Origin of the sequence: Blastomonas fulva (genome assembly GCF_003431825.1) — a bacterium.
Lineage (GTDB): Bacteria > Pseudomonadota > Alphaproteobacteria > Sphingomonadales > Sphingomonadaceae > Blastomonas > Blastomonas fulva.
The window spans coordinates 914,189-929,310 of sequence record NZ_CP020083.1; the positions used below are offsets into that span (position 1 = coordinate 914,189).

At 65.6% G+C, this 15,122-nt stretch carries 15 protein-coding genes and 1 tRNA gene; 11 read left to right on the forward strand and 5 right to left on the reverse strand.

Annotated elements, in window-relative coordinates; all coding sequences use genetic code 11:
- Positions 1-197: 197 nt before the first annotated feature.
- Positions 198-1,787 (forward strand): M23 family metallopeptidase, encoded by a 1,590-nt coding sequence (locus B5J99_RS04340; protein ID WP_245991740.1) that lies wholly within the window; start codon positions 198-200, stop codon positions 1,785-1,787.
- A 19-nt stretch (positions 1,788-1,806) separates the two neighbouring features.
- Here B5J99_RS04340 and B5J99_RS04345 read toward each other — a convergent pair whose 3' ends face one another.
- Entirely contained in the window at positions 1,807-2,244 is a 438-nt protein-coding gene (locus B5J99_RS04345) for an Rrf2 family transcriptional regulator (protein WP_117353352.1), read from the reverse strand.
- 86 nt (positions 2,245-2,330) lie between these two features.
- Here B5J99_RS04345 and B5J99_RS04350 point away from each other — a divergent pair, with 86 nt between their 5' ends.
- Positions 2,331-3,110: a class I SAM-dependent methyltransferase gene (locus tag B5J99_RS04350; protein ID WP_117351614.1), complete on the forward strand. Its 780-nt coding sequence runs from the start codon at positions 2,331-2,333 to the stop codon at positions 3,108-3,110.
- Positions 3,111-3,119: 9 nt separating this feature from the next.
- Here the strand turns inward: B5J99_RS04350 and xth are convergent, their stop codons facing one another.
- Entirely contained in the window at positions 3,120-3,893 is a 774-nt protein-coding gene (xth, locus tag B5J99_RS04355; protein WP_117353353.1) for an exodeoxyribonuclease III, read from the reverse strand.
- Between the two features lie 107 nt (positions 3,894-4,000).
- Between xth and B5J99_RS04360 the strand changes: the two genes are divergently transcribed.
- Both B5J99_RS04360 and B5J99_RS04365 read left to right on the forward strand, forming a co-directional pair.
- Entirely contained in the window at positions 4,001-5,410 is a 1,410-nt protein-coding gene (locus tag B5J99_RS04360; RefSeq protein ID WP_245991741.1) for a DUF4139 domain-containing protein, read from the forward strand.
- Positions 5,411-5,506: 96 nt separating this feature from the next.
- Positions 5,507-7,072, forward strand: coding sequence for a DUF4139 domain-containing protein (locus B5J99_RS04365; protein WP_117351617.1), 1,566 nt, complete (start codon positions 5,507-5,509; stop codon positions 7,070-7,072).
- Positions 7,073-7,078: 6 nt separating this feature from the next.
- Here B5J99_RS04365 and infC read toward each other — a convergent pair whose 3' ends face one another.
- The gene (gene infC, locus B5J99_RS04370) at positions 7,079-7,591 is read right to left on the reverse strand and encodes a translation initiation factor IF-3 (protein WP_054135732.1); all 513 of its coding nucleotides are present in this window, start codon (positions 7,589-7,591) and stop codon (positions 7,079-7,081) included.
- A 286-nt stretch (positions 7,592-7,877) separates the two neighbouring features.
- On the opposite strand from infC, the gene B5J99_RS04375 reads away from it, so the two are divergent.
- On the forward strand, positions 7,878-8,198 hold the full coding sequence (locus tag B5J99_RS04375) for a GNAT family N-acetyltransferase (protein WP_117351618.1): 321 nt from the start codon (positions 7,878-7,880) through the stop codon (positions 8,196-8,198).
- 35 nt (positions 8,199-8,233) lie between these two features.
- Here the strand turns inward: B5J99_RS04375 and B5J99_RS04380 are convergent.
- A tRNA-Thr gene (locus B5J99_RS04380) sits at positions 8,234-8,308 on the reverse strand.
- A gap of 140 nt (positions 8,309-8,448) precedes the next feature.
- On the opposite strand from B5J99_RS04380, the gene B5J99_RS19485 reads away from it, so the two are divergent.
- Complete coding sequence (locus B5J99_RS19485) at positions 8,449-8,604, forward strand: hypothetical protein (RefSeq protein ID WP_162892448.1); 156 nt, start codon at positions 8,449-8,451, stop codon at positions 8,602-8,604.
- Positions 8,605-8,613: 9 nt separating this feature from the next.
- Here the strand turns inward: B5J99_RS19485 and B5J99_RS04385 are convergent, their stop codons facing one another.
- Positions 8,614-9,219 (reverse strand): DUF6445 family protein, encoded by a 606-nt coding sequence (locus tag B5J99_RS04385; protein ID WP_117351620.1) that lies wholly within the window; start codon positions 9,217-9,219, stop codon positions 8,614-8,616.
- Positions 9,220-9,322: 103 nt separating this feature from the next.
- Between B5J99_RS04385 and B5J99_RS04390 the strand changes: the two genes are divergently transcribed.
- The 5 genes from B5J99_RS04390 to B5J99_RS04410 all read left to right on the forward strand — a co-directional run bounded on the left by B5J99_RS04390 (position 9,323) and on the right by B5J99_RS04410 (position 15,018).
- Positions 9,323-10,513: an FAD-dependent oxidoreductase gene (locus tag B5J99_RS04390; RefSeq protein WP_117351622.1), complete on the forward strand. Its 1,191-nt coding sequence runs from the start codon at positions 9,323-9,325 to the stop codon at positions 10,511-10,513.
- An 81-nt stretch (positions 10,514-10,594) separates the two neighbouring features.
- The gene (aroQ, locus tag B5J99_RS04395; RefSeq protein WP_054135820.1) at positions 10,595-11,035 is read left to right on the forward strand and encodes a type II 3-dehydroquinate dehydratase; all 441 of its coding nucleotides are present in this window, start codon (positions 10,595-10,597) and stop codon (positions 11,033-11,035) included.
- Between the two features lie 167 nt (positions 11,036-11,202).
- Entirely contained in the window at positions 11,203-11,667 is a 465-nt protein-coding gene (gene accB / locus B5J99_RS04400) for an acetyl-CoA carboxylase biotin carboxyl carrier protein (RefSeq protein WP_245991742.1), read from the forward strand.
- Positions 11,668-11,674: 7 nt separating this feature from the next.
- Positions 11,675-13,042, forward strand: coding sequence for an acetyl-CoA carboxylase biotin carboxylase subunit (accC, locus tag B5J99_RS04405; protein WP_117351626.1), 1,368 nt, complete (start codon positions 11,675-11,677; stop codon positions 13,040-13,042).
- Between the two features lie 35 nt (positions 13,043-13,077).
- A complete protein-coding gene (locus tag B5J99_RS04410) occupies positions 13,078-15,018 on the forward strand; it encodes a S9 family peptidase (RefSeq protein ID WP_245991743.1) in 1,941 nt (646 codons plus the stop codon).
- Positions 15,019-15,122 lie beyond the last annotated feature (104 nt).

A 15,122-nucleotide genomic window follows, 5' to 3' on the forward strand; every position in this document is an offset into this window, starting at 1 on the left:
AAGCCGTGCAATCGTCTGTGGACAGGTTCCGCCATTGGCCCGGCTTAATGCACCGCTCGTCCCGGCGAACGGGTTTTGTCGCGCGGGTTAATTTGACTTTAACCGGCATTCTCCACAAGATTTGCGGGCGAGGAAAAATCGCCATCGTGCCCGCCTGAAAGGTGCAGCACGGGAGGAATGGCGAAAAAGGGTCGGACTTGTTTCAGCAACGCGAACAGCTTTTGGGGGCAGGGGCCGCCACCGCCAGACTGTCGATGGCCGATGCGCTTCCGGCGCCGGCCATGGGCGTGCCCGGGCTTGGCCTCGGCTCGATCCGTGAGCGCTGGTCGCGGCTTGCAACCTTCATCCACGAGACCAACTGGACCCCGGATCTGGGCCAGAACATCGGCAGCCTTGAATGGTTTCGCGGGCTCGCGACGCTCTGCCTGCTGTGCACCGGCGCCTATGCGGTGTGGCCGGGCATCCATCCGCTGGGCGCGGCGGCGATGGCCCCGGCCCCTGTTGCGCTGGAAGAATTGCGCAGCCAGATGATCATGCCGATGGCATTCGGCAGCGATACCGGACGCGCGATGGCGGCAACCGATGCGGTGGTCGCTTTGCGCCAGGCACCCGAGCGCCCGACGATCGAACTTGCCGCCGTCATCGGCCGCGGCGACAGCTTCATGCGCGTGATGCAGCGCGCAGGTGTGGGCAGCGGCGATGCGCAATCGGTCGCCAATCTCGTCTCCTCGGTGGTTCCGCTCGAGGACATTCGCGACGGCACCCGCATCGACATCACCTTGGGCCGCCGTTTTGCACGCAACCAGCCGCGCCCGGTCGAGACCATCGCATTCCGCGCGCGCTTCGACATGAACGTCGAGATCGTGCGGGCAGGATCCGAGCTCGATCTGGTGCGCAAGCCCATTCTGGTCGACGCCACCCCCTTGCGCATTCGCGGCACGGTGGGCTCAAGCCTCTATCGTTCGGCGCGCGCGGCAGGCGCGCCTCCGGGCGCGATCCAGGCCTATCTGCGCACGCTGGGCACCCAGCTTTCGATCGGCAACGATATCCGCGCGACCGACGAGTTCGACATCATCGTCGATTACAAGCGCGCTGCAACCGGCGAGGTCGAGATGGGCGACCTGCTCTATGCGGGTCTCGAACGCAGCGGCAAGCCGCGCGCGCAGATGCTGCGCTGGAAGGCCGGCAACGGCATGCAGTGGTTCGAGGCTTCGGGCGTGGGCGAGGAACGCGGCGAATTCGCCCGGCCGGTCAACGGCGCGATCACATCGGGCTATGGCTATCGCCGCCACCCGATCCTGGGTTTCCGCCGGATGCACAGCGGCATCGATTTTCGCGCCCGCAGCGGCACGCCGATCTATGCCACCGCCGACGGCGTGGTGAACTATGCCGGACGCAAGGGCGGGTACGGCAACTTCGTGCGCATCGCCCATGGCGGCAACATCGCCAGCGGCTATGGCCATATGAGCCGGATCGCGGTGAGCAGCGGCACCCGCGTGCGCCGCGGCCAGGTGATCGGCTATGTCGGATCGACCGGCCTTTCGACCGGCCCGCACCTGCACTACGAACTCTATCGCGGCGGCCGCGCGGTCGATCCCGGATCGGTCCGCTTTACCACCCGCGCGCAGCTTTCGGGCAGCGAACTGGCGAACTTCCGCGCGAGGCTGAAGCAATTGCAGGCCGTGGCACCTGGCGCCGCGCTGCAATCGCTGGCCCCGCCGCCCACCGCCCAGACCGCCGAGCCCAAGCGCGAGATCGAACGGATCGCAGGCACGACGATCGCGTAAATCTCGTTCCGGCTAGCTGCTAGCGCGGGACAAGATCGCCGCAACGCGCGTCGAACGTCCGGGCAAGCTCGGCCAGGCTGATGGACCTGAGCCGCGCGATCAGCAGCTGTTCTGCCTCCTGCAGCGCACTGTCCAGCGCCTCGTTGACGACGCTCGCGACCTGACAGCCGGGATTGGCGTTCTCGACCCCGATGGCGAACAGCCGAGGTCCGCCGACCGCGCGGTGGACGTCCAGCAGCGTCACCGCGTTCAGATCAGTGGCGATCGCCCAGCCGCCGCCATGTCCCTTTTCCGATCTGACATAGCCCGCTTCGCGCAGGCCCGACATCGTGCGCCGGATCAGCACCGGGTTGGTATCGAGCATCCGCGCGATTGTCTCTGACGTCATCGGACCATCGTGCCGCGCCAGATGGATCAGCACATGCAACATCCGGGAGAGGCGACCATCGTTCCGCATGAAAACCACCTTGGTCGCTCGCAACGACTTGGCAAGCACCGAATTTCACGATACCTATCAGGTTACATGATTCGGAGATATCAGCAATGCAGGCCTTCAACAGGATCGATCACTGGGACAGCGCGGCGGAACGCTATGAACGCACGGCGCATCCCTATACCGCCAGCTATGTCGAGGCCGGGTTAGCGCAGGTGCCGCTGACCCCCAGGTCGCGCGTTCTGGATGTCGCGGCCGGCACCGGCGCGCTGGCGTTCGCCGCCGCAAGAAGCGGTGCCCAGGTGCTTGCCACCGACTTTTCCCCCGGCATGGTCGCCCGGATTGCGGCCAGGGCGGTGCCAAACGTCGAGGCGCAAGTGATGGATGGCCAGGCACTCGATCTGCCCGACGCCAGCTTCGACGCGGTCTTCTCGTTCTTCGGCGTGTTCATGTTCCCGGACTGGCGCAAGGGATTGGCCGAGATGGCGCGGGTCACCCGGCCCGGCGGACACGGCGTCGTGGCGGTCTGGCAGGACCGTGGCGCCGGTGCCTTCATGCTGCTCGGCCAGCTTATCCGGCGCCTGTTTCCCGAAACACCGCTGGCTCCGATGCCCGAGTCGATGACGATCCTCAACACCGCCGAAGGGTTTGCCGCCGAACTGATCGGTGCAGGCTATCGCGATCCGCGGATCGAATTTGTGACCCGCGATTTCGGTCTCGACATGACGGCGATGGATGAACTCGATGCCGCGTTCGACCCATCGCCCGACTGGGCGAATCTGGATCGAGCGCAAAAGGACATGATCATCTCGGAACTGCGCCGTATGGCAGGCGACCGGGCGGTGCTTCCAATACCCTCGACCGCGCTGATCGGCGTGGCGCGGCGGTGAGGGGCAGGGTCAGGCCTTCAGTTCCACCCAGGTCGGCGCGTGGTCGCTGGCCTTTTCGCGACCGCGATGGTCCTTGTCGACGCCGATCGCGCTCAGCCGGTCGGCGGCCTGGGGGCTGAGCAACAGGTGGTCGATGCGGAAGCCATGGTCGCGCTGCCAGGCGCCGGCCTGGTAGTCCCAATAGGTCCACACCCCGCCGGCCGGGCGCAGGGTGCCGATCGGGTCGGTCCAGCCATCGGCGAGAATGCGGCGATAGGCGGCGCGGCTTTCGGGCTGCATCAGCGCATCGGATGCCATCGCGCGCACCGAATAGGTGTCGTTGTCGCGCGGGATGACGTTGTAGTCGCCCGCCAGCACCGCGGGCACCTCTTCGGCCATGATCTGGGCCGCGCGTTTGCGCAGGCGATCCATCCAGCGCAATTTGTAGTCGAACTTGGGCCCCGGCTGCGGATTGCCATTGGGAAGATAGATGCATGCGACGCGCAGGCCGTCGACATCGGCCTCCAGATAGCGCGAATGCTCGTCCTCGGGTTCGCCCTCCAGCCCGCGCTGCACCTCGACCGGCTGCGCGTCGCGCGCCAGGATCGCAACGCCGTTGAAGCCCTTCTGCCCGTGCCAGATCGCACCATAGCCGAGCTTCTCGAACTCGGCCGCAGGGAAGCCTTCGTCCTGCGTCTTGATCTCCTGCAGGCAGGCGACGGCAGGCTGGGTCTCGTCCAGCCACTCGAGCAGACGCGGCAGGCGTGCCTTGATTCCGTTGATGTTGTAAGAGGCGATACGCAGCATGACCGCCTTCTTATCGGCGTGGCAGGCGCTTGCCCAGCGATTTAGCCCCTGTTCATTTTGCCCCGCCTAAGCCACCATGAACAGACAAGTCCGGGGAGGTCCATATGCGCCGTTCGTCACGTTTCTGGATGGGGCTCGGCGCTGCCAGCCTGTTCGCGCTCGCTCCGGCGCTGGCCCAGGACGCCGCCGATCCCGACGCCCCCAGCGCGCAAGGCAACGTTTCGGTCACCGTGTACAACGGCGGCACCTCGCTGGTGCAGGATATCCGCAAGCTCAACATCGCCAACGGTACCAGCCGGATCGAATTCCCCGATGTCTCCGCGCAGATCCAGCCCGAGACGGTGAGCTTCGCCGCCGACGGCGCGACCATCGTCGAGCAAAATTTCGACTATGACCTGCTCACCCCCGGCAAATTGATGGAAAAGGCGGTGGGCGAAACGATCACCCTGGTGCGCACCAACCCGGCGACCGGCGCGGAGACGCGCGAGCGCGCCAAGGTGCTCTCGGTCAACCAAGGCGTGGTCGTCCAGATCGGCACCCGAATAGAGGTGCTGCGCGACGACGGGCTGCCGGTGCGGGCGATCTTCGACAAGGTGCCCGAAAATCTGCGCGCGCGCCCGACGCTCTCGATCACGCTCGACAGCCAGCGCGCCGGGGTACGCGATGCGGCGATCCGCTATCTCACCGGCGGCATGGGCTGGTCGGCGGACTATGTCGCCCTGTTCGACGAGGCCAAGGGCAGCATCGACGTGCAGGGCTGGGTGACGCTGTCGAACAGTTCGGGCACCACCTATCGCAACGCCGATACCTTGCTGGTCGCAGGCAACCCGCAGGGCGCATCGGGCTTCGGCGGAGGGCGTGGCAGAAATATCCGCAGCGCCGGCACCGAAACCGCAGACCGCGAGCGGCTGGGCGATTTCTATCTCTACCCCGTCGGTCGCACGACGATCGCCGACCGGCAGACCAAGCAGATCAACTTCCTCGATGTTCAAGGCGTGCCTGCGTCACGCGCGTATGAATATCGCGTCGGCTGGCTCGCCAGCATCACCGAACCGCGCAGCGCGGATACCGTGGTCAAGTTCAGCTCGAGCAAATCGGGTGGCCTTGGCGATGCCCTGCCCGCAGGCTCGGTGCGCTTCTACCAGCGCGACCAGCGCGGATCGCCGCAGTTCATCGGCGAGAACGCGATCGACCACACCCCGATGGGCAGCGCGCTGGCGCTCAAGACCGGCGAGGCGTTCGACGTCAAGGTCAAGACCACGGTGATCGAGCGCAAGCGGCTCTCCGCTACCCGCTGGCAGACCAGCATGCGCTATGAACTGACCAACGCGCGCGATGGGGCCGTCACCGTCGACCTGATGCAATCGGGGCTCGATTTCGGCTGGACCGATACGCGGATCGTCACCGAGAGTTTGAAGAGCGAGCGCAGGAACAGCAATGCGGTGGTGTGGGCGGTGCCGGTCCCCGCGAACGGCAGCGCGGAGGTCACCGCGACCTTTGAAACGCGGTATTGAGAGTGGCTAGCGAGTAGTATCATGCGCTCCCCTCATCCGTTTATCCCGAGCGGCTGGCTTGCCAGCCAGCCGAGGGGCTCGGGAACACGGACTGTTATGCTTGGGGCATTGATAGCACTGGCCGCCCTCCTCTCCCCCGCCCAAGCCCAGACCCGCCCCGAGATCATCTCGCCCAGGCCCGATTCGGTCGCGGTCACCATCTACCGCGACCCTGCTCGCGGCGATGGCGGGGGGATGAACCTCAATTTCCTCAACGGCTTCGCGGTTGTGACCGAGACCCGGCGGATCACCGTCCCCGCAGGCCCTGCGACCATCCGCTTTGCCGGTGTCGCCGAGGGCATGGTCGCGGTGTCCTCGGTGGTCCGCGGGCTGCCCGGCGGGATCATCGAGCAGAACCGCGACAAGAAATTGCTCTCCCCCGGAGCGCTGGTCGATGGCACTTTGGGCAACCGCGTGACGCTGCGCCGCACCGATCCTGCCACCGGCGCAGTGAGCGAGCGCGATGCGGTGATTCGCAGCGGATCTTCGGGTGCCTTGGTGGTCGAGACCGAAAGCGGCATCGAGGCGCTGCAATGCTCGGGGCTGCCGGAAAAGGTGATTTATGAAAAACTGCCCGGCGGGCTGTTCGCAACGCCGGTGCTGTCGGTCGATACCGTTTCGCCTGAAGCGGCAACGGTCGAGGTGACGCTGACATACCTTGCCGCCGGGTTCGACTGGAACGCCGATTATGTCGTCAAATTGGCCGACGACGGCACGTCGCTCGACCTGTTCTCCTGGCTGACGCTCGCCAACGGCAATGCCGAGAGCTTTGCCGATTCCGAGCTGCTGGTGATCGCGGGCACGCTCAACATCCGCCAGCCGATGCAAGCGATCGCCGACAAGCCACAGGCAACGCCGCTGTACATCCGCTGCTGGCCGCGCGGCAGCACCGCTGCGGGCGTCTTTGACATCCCGCCGCCACCACCGCCCCCGCCACCGATGATGATGGCTCCCTCCGCAATGCGCACCGGTGCGGTGCGCGCCGAGGCGATGGAGGAGGTGATCGTGACCGGTTCGCGCGTCACGGTGGCCGAACTCGAAGCGCTGGGCGACTTGAAACTCTACCGCGTGCCCTTCCGCTCGACCGTGGCGGCCAAGGGGCAAAAACAGGTCAAGCTGCTCGCCAAACAGAATGTGCCTGCACGGATGGTCTATCGCGGCAATGCGAATGGTTCTGACGAAACGCCCGAGCCGCTGGAGATCGAGGTCCGCATGGACAACAAGACTGCGACGGGCCTCGGCCTGCCGCTGCCATCGGGGCGTATTTCGGTGTTCGATGGCGCATCGGACAACGGCCTGCTGATCGGTCAGGGCCGGATGCGCGATTATGCGGTGGGGCAGGAGGTAAAGTTCACCATCGGGACGAGCAGCGCGGTGCGGCTGGCGACCACGACACTGGCGGGATCAGGCCCCGAGGGGAGCGAAAACCGCAAGCTGGTGCTGACCAACGCCAACCCCGAGCCTGTGACCGCCGAGATCGATTTGGCAGAGATCGCCGAGGCCGATCTGCGCAAGGCTACGGCCAAGGTGGTGCGCAAGGACGGCAAGCACGTCTGGCAGGTGACCGTGCCTGCCAACGACAGTGCCACGATCAGCTACCAGCTGCGCTTTGTCGACGGTTGAGCGCGGTTACTTGGGTGCCAGCACCATCAGCATCTGGCGGCCTTCCATGCGCGGATAGGCTTCGACCTTGGCGACTTCCTTGACGTCTTCCTGCACCCGCTGGAGCAGTGCCATGCCGAGCTGCTGGTGCGAAAGTTCGCGGCCACGGAACCGCAGCGTCATCTTCACCTTGTCGCCCTCGTCGATGAACGAGTGAACCTTCTTCATCTTGACCATATAGTCATGGTCATCGATGTTCGGACGCATCTTGATCTCCTTGATCTCCTGCGTCTTCTGGTTCTTGCGCGCGGCATTGGCCTTTTTCTGGGCCTCGTACTTGTACTTGCCCACGTCCAGGAACTTGGCGACCGGCGGCTCTGCGTTCGGGGACACCTCGACGAGGTCGAGCCCCACGGCTGCTGCGCGCTCTATCGCATCATCGGTACGCAATACGCCCAGATTTTCGCCATTTTCATCGATCACCCGAACCTGGGGCGACTGGATAAACTGATTGAAGCGCGGGCCGGATTTAAGGGGCATGGCAAGGCCGCGACGGGGGGCTGGCGGACGTATAGCGAAATCTCCTGATGGTTTCTTGAGCGCGCCATATAAGCCAACTTGCCCGATAGATAAAGGCCCTCCTGCGCTGTTTGTGCCCCCCAGGCCGCATGAATCCGTGCCACAGTTGCAACCATGCCACGATCGGGCGCACATTTGGTGCCTGATGGCGTCGGCTGCGGCAAGCTGCGACTCGCAGCCATGGTTGCCGCGCGCGGCCCCCTTCCCCATATCGATGACCTGATCGGGGGGCGAAACGGAGACTGGAATGACACAGACACACACCGATGCCGCGACCGCCATCACCCATGAAACCACCGTATCGGGCGGACGCTTTGTCTATCGCGCCGATGGTGCCGAGGCAGAACTCACATATGCCAACACCGGTGCCAGCGCGGGCGCGACGCGGGTCATCGCCGACCACACCTTTGTACCCGATGCGATGCGCGGCCAGGGTGTCGCCGCACGGCTGGTCGACGCGCTGATCGCCAAGGCCCGCAGCGACCATTGGACGATATTGCCGCGCTGCAGCTATGTCGTCACGGCGTTCCGGCGCCACCCCGAATGGAGCGACGTGCTGGCGGACTGAGCGCTGATGGGGGCGAAAAGCCGTCGCCTGCGAAATGGTGCTGCTGGGGAGGATTGAACTCCCGACCTCAGCCTTACCAAGGATGCGCTCTACCACTGAGCTACAGCAGCACACCATTTCGCGGACGGCTGCGAGGCGGAACAGATGCCTGCCCGCTCGCAAGGCCTGCGCCTATGCGCAGACGCCAAAGCTTTGTCAACCCTCGCAAGCCTTGCCAAATCGCAGACTGTCGCGTTAAGCCGACAAGGCCATGTCCGACACCCCGATCGAGCCCAAACCCCAGTCCAAAGCCCAGCCGCTTCCGCGCGCCGATGAAGCGCGCAAGGCGCGGCTGGCGGCCAATCTGCGCGCGAACCTGAAACGCCGCAAGGCGCAGGCGCGTGCGAAGGATGGCTCCGAGGACTGATCCGGCGCGTTAGCCGCGCGCGAAAAACTGCAGGTGCACCAGCCGCCCGGTCTCTTGCGCCGTGCCGAATCCATCCGCCGAATTGTGAAAAAGCCACGGGCTGAACAGAATCAGCCGGTTGAAGCGCATTGGTACCCGCATCACCCGCTCCCAGCGCGCGGGCAGCAGCGTATCGCGGTTGACGACATCCTCGACTAGCGCATTGATGTCCGCATAGCCGCTCTGCGCCAGCCCCAGCGGATCGGCGGGCACCTTTTCGAGGCCCGTGCGCTTGTGGCGAAAGAAATCGGTGCCGCCGCGCGCATCCTCGTTGCGGCTGAGATAGAGGATGCCGGAATAGAAGCACGGGTCGATGTGCACGCCGCTGACCCCGCGATCGCCCTTGAGCGTCAGTCGGCAATGGCCATGGGTGGTGCCGGGCTGGGGCTTGAGCGGCACGCCGATGATTCGCGATACCGCCTCTTCCAGCCCCGCTATCGGCAAGGGCGCGCCCGAAAGCGTTCCGGGATAGTTGCCGATCCGCATCGCCGGATCATAGTCCAGCGCCAGCGCCGCGGCGCGCGCGGCGAACGGATCGGCCAGGAAATCGTCAACGATCAGGAGCGAAGGCAGCATGAGGGGGTGCATAGCCGTTCAGGCGCCATCCCGGAAGGGAGCATGGTTGCGCACGCCGTAAGCTGCGTTACACAGCGATCATGCGAGCCACGAACAGCCCTTCATGCGCATCCTGATCATCGGCGCGGGAATATCCGGGCTTGCCGCCGCGCTGGCGCTGGCGCGCAAGGGGCACGAGGTCCGCGTGGCCGAGCGCGCCGATGGGCTGCACGAGGTCGGCGCAGGCCTGCAGCTGGGCCCCAACGCGATGCGCGCGCTCGGCGAGCTTGGGGTCGCAGAGGCTGTGGCGGCGGCAGGCCAGGCTCCGCAGGCGATCACGCTGCGCGATGGCCGCAGCGCGCGCGATATTCTCAAGATTCCGCTGGGCGATGCCGCGCTGCGCCGCTGGGGCGCGCGCTATGTGGCGGTGCACCGTGCCGATCTGGTCGCGATCCTGCATGCCGCACTCGAGGCACTCCAGCCCGGCGCGCTGGTCACCGGCTGCGCGATCGAGCGGATAGATACCGATCGCGCCGAGGCGATGAGCGCAGACGGGCAGACGCTGCGCGCCGATCTGATCATCGGTGCAGACGGCATCCGCTCGCAGGTGCGCGCGCAGCTGTTCGGCGCCGATGCCGCGCGCTTTACCGGACACGTCGCCTGGCGCGCGCTGGTAGCCGTCGCGAAGGACGATCCGGCTGCGCCCCCTGCGGGGGTGGGCGCCTGGCTGGGCCCGCGCCGCCATGCGGTCACCTATCGGGTACGTCCGGGTCTGGTCAATTTCGTCGGGGTGATCGAACAGGCCGACTGGCGCGAGGAAGGCTGGAACCTGCCCGGCGACCCCGACCGGCTGCGTGCCGCGTTTGCCGGGTGGGGCGCGATAACCCGGCTGCTCGCGCGGGTGGATCAACCGCTGCGCTGGGGCCTGCACGACCGCAAGCCGATGCGCGCCTGGCACCGCGGCCGCGCGGTGCTGATCGGCGATGCCTGCCACCCGATGCTGCCGTTCCTGGCGCAGGGCGCGGCAATGGGGATCGAGGATGCTGTGACGCTGGCCGAACTGCTGCCGATGGCAGACGATGCGTCGGCGCTTGAGACGGCGCTTGGCCGCTTCTTTGCAGTGCGCCAGCCACGCACCGCCCGGGTGCAGGCAGGCGCGCACGCCAACGGCGTGGATTTTCACGAAGGCAATCCGCTGGCGACGCTTGCGATGCGGCTGCCGCTGGGCCGCGCAGCCTCCGCCCGGCCCGATGCGGTGATGGCGCGTTGGGACTGGCTGTATGGCGGCGGACCGGTGCCGCCGCCGCGCGGCTGAATGCCCCCACCTTGCCTAGCGAGTCGCTTTCCCGCATAAGCGCGGCGCACCCAGGCGATGGGGCGGCACAACGGAAGCAGCATGGCCGATCAACCGATGATATTCGTCCTCAACGGACCCAATCTCAACCTGCTCGGCCTGCGCGAGCCCGAAATCTATGGCTCCGATACGCTCGACGATATCGCCGACCGGCTGGACGACCGCGCACAGGCACTGGGCCTTGCGATCGACATGCGGCAGTCGAACCATGAGGGCCATCTGATCGACTGGCTGCACGAGGCGCAGGCGAGCGGGGCCAAAGCGGTGCTGCTCAACGCCGGCGCGTTCACGCACACGTCGGTCGCGCTGTATGACGCGATCCGATCGATCACCACGCCGGTGATCGAGGTGCACCTGTCCAACCCGCATGCGCGCGAGGAATTCCGCCATCTGTCATGGGTTGGCCGGGCGGCGAAGGGCACGATCTGTGGGTTTGGCGCAGCGTCTTATCTATTGGCGCTGGAGGCCGCCGCGCTGCTATGACCAGTTAACGGTTGTCTTTGCCGCCTCTGCGCGGGCATAGCTCAACCCAGGATATTCCAGCGCGGTCGCCGCAAACAAGGCACCCGCGAACAAGAACCATAAGGGCGCAGGAACAGACAATGGCATCACCAAGCAGCAAAAGCGGCAATGCAAAACAGGGAGGCGGCATGAACATTGACAGCAAACTGGTACGCGAACTGGCAGAATTGCTGGGCGAAACCGGGCTGAGCGAAATCGAGGTCGAAGATGGCGATCGCAAGATCCGCGTTGCGCGCATGATCAGCGCAGCACCGGTGGCCAGCGTGGCCGTGGCCGCCGCACCCGCCGCTGTCGCCGCGCCCGCCGCCGCCCCGGCAGCCGCCGCTGCTGCGCCCGAAGCGCCCGCCGCACCGTCGATGGCCAATGCGGTCAAGTCTCCGATGGTCGGCACCACCTATCTCGCACCCGAGCCGGGTGCAGCGCCCTTCATCAGCATCGGCGCCGCAGTGAAGATCGGCGATCCGCTGCTGATCATCGAGGCGATGAAGGTCATGAACCCGATCACCGCCGAACGCGCGGGCAAGGTCACCGCGATCCTGGTGGAAGACGGGCAGCCGGTCGAGTTCGACCAGCCGCTGGTCGTCATCGAGTAACCAGCCCATGGCCATCAAGAAAATCCTGATCGCCAATCGCGGCGAAATCGCGCTGCGCATCCACCGCGCCGCGCACGAGATGGGTATCAAGACGGTGGCGGTGCACTCCACCGCCGATGCCGACGCGATGCACGTGCGGCTGGCGGACGAGGCGGTGTGCATCGGCCCGCCGCCCGCTGGGCAGAGCTATCTCAACATCGCCAACATCATTTCGGCCGCCGAGATCAGCCAGGCCGATGCGATCCATCCGGGCTATGGCTTTCTGTCGGAAAACGCCAAGTTCGCCGAGATCGTCGAGGCGCACAAGATCATCTGGATCGGCCCCAAGCCCGAGCATATCCGCACGATGGGCGACAAGGTCGAGGCCAAGCGCACCGCAGGTGCCCTCGGCATGCCTCTGGTCCCCGGATCCGACGGCGCGATCAAGGACATCCACGAGGCCAAGATCATCGCCGCGTCGATCGGCTATCCGGTGCTGATCAAGGCGGCATCGGGCGGCGGCGGACGCGGCATGAAGGTCGTCCCGTCCGAGGACCAGCTCGAATCTTTGATGCAGCAGGCGGGCAGCGAGGCCAAGTCGGCGTTCGGCGACGACACCGTGTACATGGAAAAATACCTCGGCAACCCGCGGCATATCGAGTTCCAGGTGTTCGGCGACGGCAAGGGCAACGCGATCCATCTGGGCGAGCGCGACTGTTCGCTGCAGCGCCGCCACCAGAAGGTGCTGGAAGAAGCCCCCTCGCCGGTCATCACCGCAGAAGAGCGCGAGCGCATGGGCGGCGTGGTGTGCAAGGCGATGGCCGACATGGGCTATCGCGGCGCAGGCACCATCGAGTTCCTTTGGGAGAACGGCGAGTTCTACTTCATCGAGATGAACACCCGGCTGCAGGTCGAGCATCCGGTGACAGAGGCGATCACCGGGGTCGATCTGGTGCGCGAGCAGATCCGCATCGCCGAAGGCCATCCGCTTTCGGTCAAGCAGGACGAGATCGAGTTTCGCGGCCATGCGATCGAATGCCGGATCAACGCCGAGGATCCGCGCACCTTCGCGCCCTCGCCCGGCCTGGTCAGCTATTACCACCCCCCCGGCGGCATGCATGTCCGCGTCGACAGCGGGCTGTACGCCGGATACCGGATCCCGCCTTACTACGACAGCATGATCGCCAAGGTCATCGTCTATGGCCGCACCCGCCAGGGCTGCATCATGCGCCTCAAGCGCGCGCTCGAGGAGTTCGTGGTGCAGGGCGTCAAGACGACGATCCCGCTGCATCAGGAGCTGCTCAAGCAGGATGATTTCCTGTCGGGCGACTATACTATAAAATGGCTGGAAAACTGGCTGGCCGAGCTGGACGCACAGGAAGCGGAACAGGCATAAACGCCCCTGACAGGGTGCCATGAGGAGAGACGGTGATGATGCGTTGGTCTGCAATGCTGTTGCTCGGAGTCACCGTCCCTCTTGCCGCGCAGGTGGCAACCCCCGACCGGCCGGTGACCGATCCGGCCAGCATCGCCTCGCCCGCCAATCCGCAGGCGCGGCCGGTGCCGATCGACGATATCGGCGCAACGCGTGGGCTTGCGGGCGTGACGTGGAGCGCGGACGGCAAGCAGATCTTCGTCTCGACCAACATCACCGGCAGGTTCAACATCTGGCGCACCGATGCCGCGGGCAGCTGGCCAGTGCAGATCACGCAATCGGACGAGGTGCAGTCCGGCCTCGTCGCCTCGCGCGATGGCCAATGGGTGTATTTCGAGGAGGATGTGGGCGGCAATGAATATGCCGATATCTACCGCGTGCCGACCGGCGGCGGCGCGGTCGAGCGGCTGACCCAGACCCCCTACATCGCCGAAAGCGACATGCTGACCAGCGCGCAGACCGACTGGATCGCGCTTTCGACCAAGCTTAAGTCCGAAGGCCAGTCCAACCTTGCGGTTATGGGCCCCGATGGCAAGGTGCGCAACCTGACGGCAGAGAAGGACCCGCAGTTCAACTGGGGCCCGGTCGCGTTCGTCGACAACGGCAAGGCAATCATCGCCAACCGCGCGCGGGTCGACAGCCGCGAGGGCGAGGTTTGGAAGGTCAGCATCGCCGATGGCAAAGCGGTCAAGCTGCTGGGCGCCAAGGACGTGCGCTACGAGGCTGCCGATGCCACCGCCGATGGCAGCCTGCTTGCCATCTCGACCAACGAGAAGACGGGGCAGGACCATGCCGGGGTCTACAGGGTCGCAGACAAGAGCTGGACCTGGCTCAAGCCCACGCCCTGGGAGCAGCTTGCTGGCGGCTTCATCGAGGACGGCAAGGCGCTGGTGGCGCGGACCAATGCCGATACGCGCTCGACGCTGACCCGCTTCGATCTGGCGAGCCGCACCGAGACGCCGTTGCCGCTCGACCCGGGCGTCAACAACCTCACCGGCGCGCAGCCGCTGTCACCCGACGGCCGGATGCTGCTGACCACGCGTTCGGGCGCGGATTCGCCATCCAACCTGTATGTCGTCGATCTGGCCGCCAACACCGCGCGCCCCGCGACACAGCTCGCGATGGCCAGCCTGACGCCCGCGGTGCTGCCCAAATCGAGCGTCGTGACCTACAAGAGCTTTGACGGCACGCTGGTGAGCGCGGTGGTGACGATGCCGTTCAACCTCAAGCGCGACGGCTCCAACCCGGCCATCGTCATCCCGCATGGCGGCCCGACATCGGCGACGCAGGACGGCTTCAGCCAGTATGCCGCTGCCTTTGCCAGCCGCGGATATGTGGTGATCGCACCCAATTTCCGCGGATCGACCGGCTATGGCGATGCCTTCCAGAACGCCAACTACAAGGATCTGGGCGGCGGCGACCTCAAGGACACGGTCGCGGCCAAGCAGTTCCTGGTCAGCACCGGCTATGTCGACAAGGCCAGGGTCGGCATCTTCGGCGGATCCTATGGCGGGTTCATGACGCTGATGGCGATCGGCCGCACCCCCGACGAGTTCGCCGCTGCGGTGCAGTGGTTCGGGATCATCAACTGGAACACGATGTACCGCGATCAGGACGAGCGGCTTAAAGCCTATCAACGCGGTCTGCTCGGCACGCCCGACGAGAACCCCGATGTCTACAAGGCGTCCTCGCCGCTGACCTATCTCAATGCCGCAAAGGCACCTTTGCTCACCATTCAGGGCGAAAACGACATCCGCGTGCCGCGCGGCCAGGCGCAGGAGGTCAACGATCTGCTCAAGGCCAAGGGCAACATCGTCGAGACCGTGTTCTACCCGCAGGAAGGCCATGGCTTCGACCGGCGCGAGAACCGACTGGATTCGTTGCGGCGGACGGTCGCCTGGTTCGATACCCATCTGAAGGGCAAGCCGGCGAAATAAGCGCGGTGCTTCCGGATTTCGAGCGATTGCCCGGTGCTCCGGGGCAGGGAAATGCTGCACTGCACAAAAATCGATTGAAACCGGACGTGGCTTTGATCATATTG

Bases quoted from the DNA above. Each gene is read 5' to 3' on its own strand.
- B5J99_RS04345 (WP_117353352.1), bottom strand. From the start codon at position 2,244: ATGCGGAACGATGGTCGCCTCTCCCGGATGTTGCATGTGCTGATCCAT.
- B5J99_RS04350 (WP_117351614.1), top strand. From the start codon at position 2,331: ATGCAGGCCTTCAACAGGATCGATCACTGGGACAGCGCGGCGGAACGC.
- B5J99_RS04360 (WP_245991741.1), top strand. From the start codon at position 4,001: ATGCGCCGTTCGTCACGTTTCTGGATGGGGCTCGGCGCTGCCAGCCTG.
- B5J99_RS04365 (WP_117351617.1), top strand. From the start codon at position 5,507: ATGCTTGGGGCATTGATAGCACTGGCCGCCCTCCTCTCCCCCGCCCAA.
- infC (WP_054135732.1), bottom strand. From the start codon at position 7,591: ATGCCCCTTAAATCCGGCCCGCGCTTCAATCAGTTTATCCAGTCGCCC.
- B5J99_RS04375 (WP_117351618.1), top strand. From the start codon at position 7,878: ATGACACAGACACACACCGATGCCGCGACCGCCATCACCCATGAAACC.
- B5J99_RS19485 (WP_162892448.1), top strand. From the start codon at position 8,449: ATGTCCGACACCCCGATCGAGCCCAAACCCCAGTCCAAAGCCCAGCCG.
- B5J99_RS04385 (WP_117351620.1), bottom strand. From the start codon at position 9,219: ATGCTGCCTTCGCTCCTGATCGTTGACGATTTCCTGGCCGATCCGTTC.
- B5J99_RS04390 (WP_117351622.1), top strand. From the start codon at position 9,323: ATGCGCATCCTGATCATCGGCGCGGGAATATCCGGGCTTGCCGCCGCG.
- aroQ (WP_054135820.1), top strand. From the start codon at position 10,595: ATGGCCGATCAACCGATGATATTCGTCCTCAACGGACCCAATCTCAAC.
- accB (WP_245991742.1), top strand. From the start codon at position 11,203: ATGAACATTGACAGCAAACTGGTACGCGAACTGGCAGAATTGCTGGGC.
- accC (WP_117351626.1), top strand. From the start codon at position 11,675: ATGGCCATCAAGAAAATCCTGATCGCCAATCGCGGCGAAATCGCGCTG.
- B5J99_RS04410 (WP_245991743.1), top strand. From the start codon at position 13,078: ATGATGCGTTGGTCTGCAATGCTGTTGCTCGGAGTCACCGTCCCTCTT.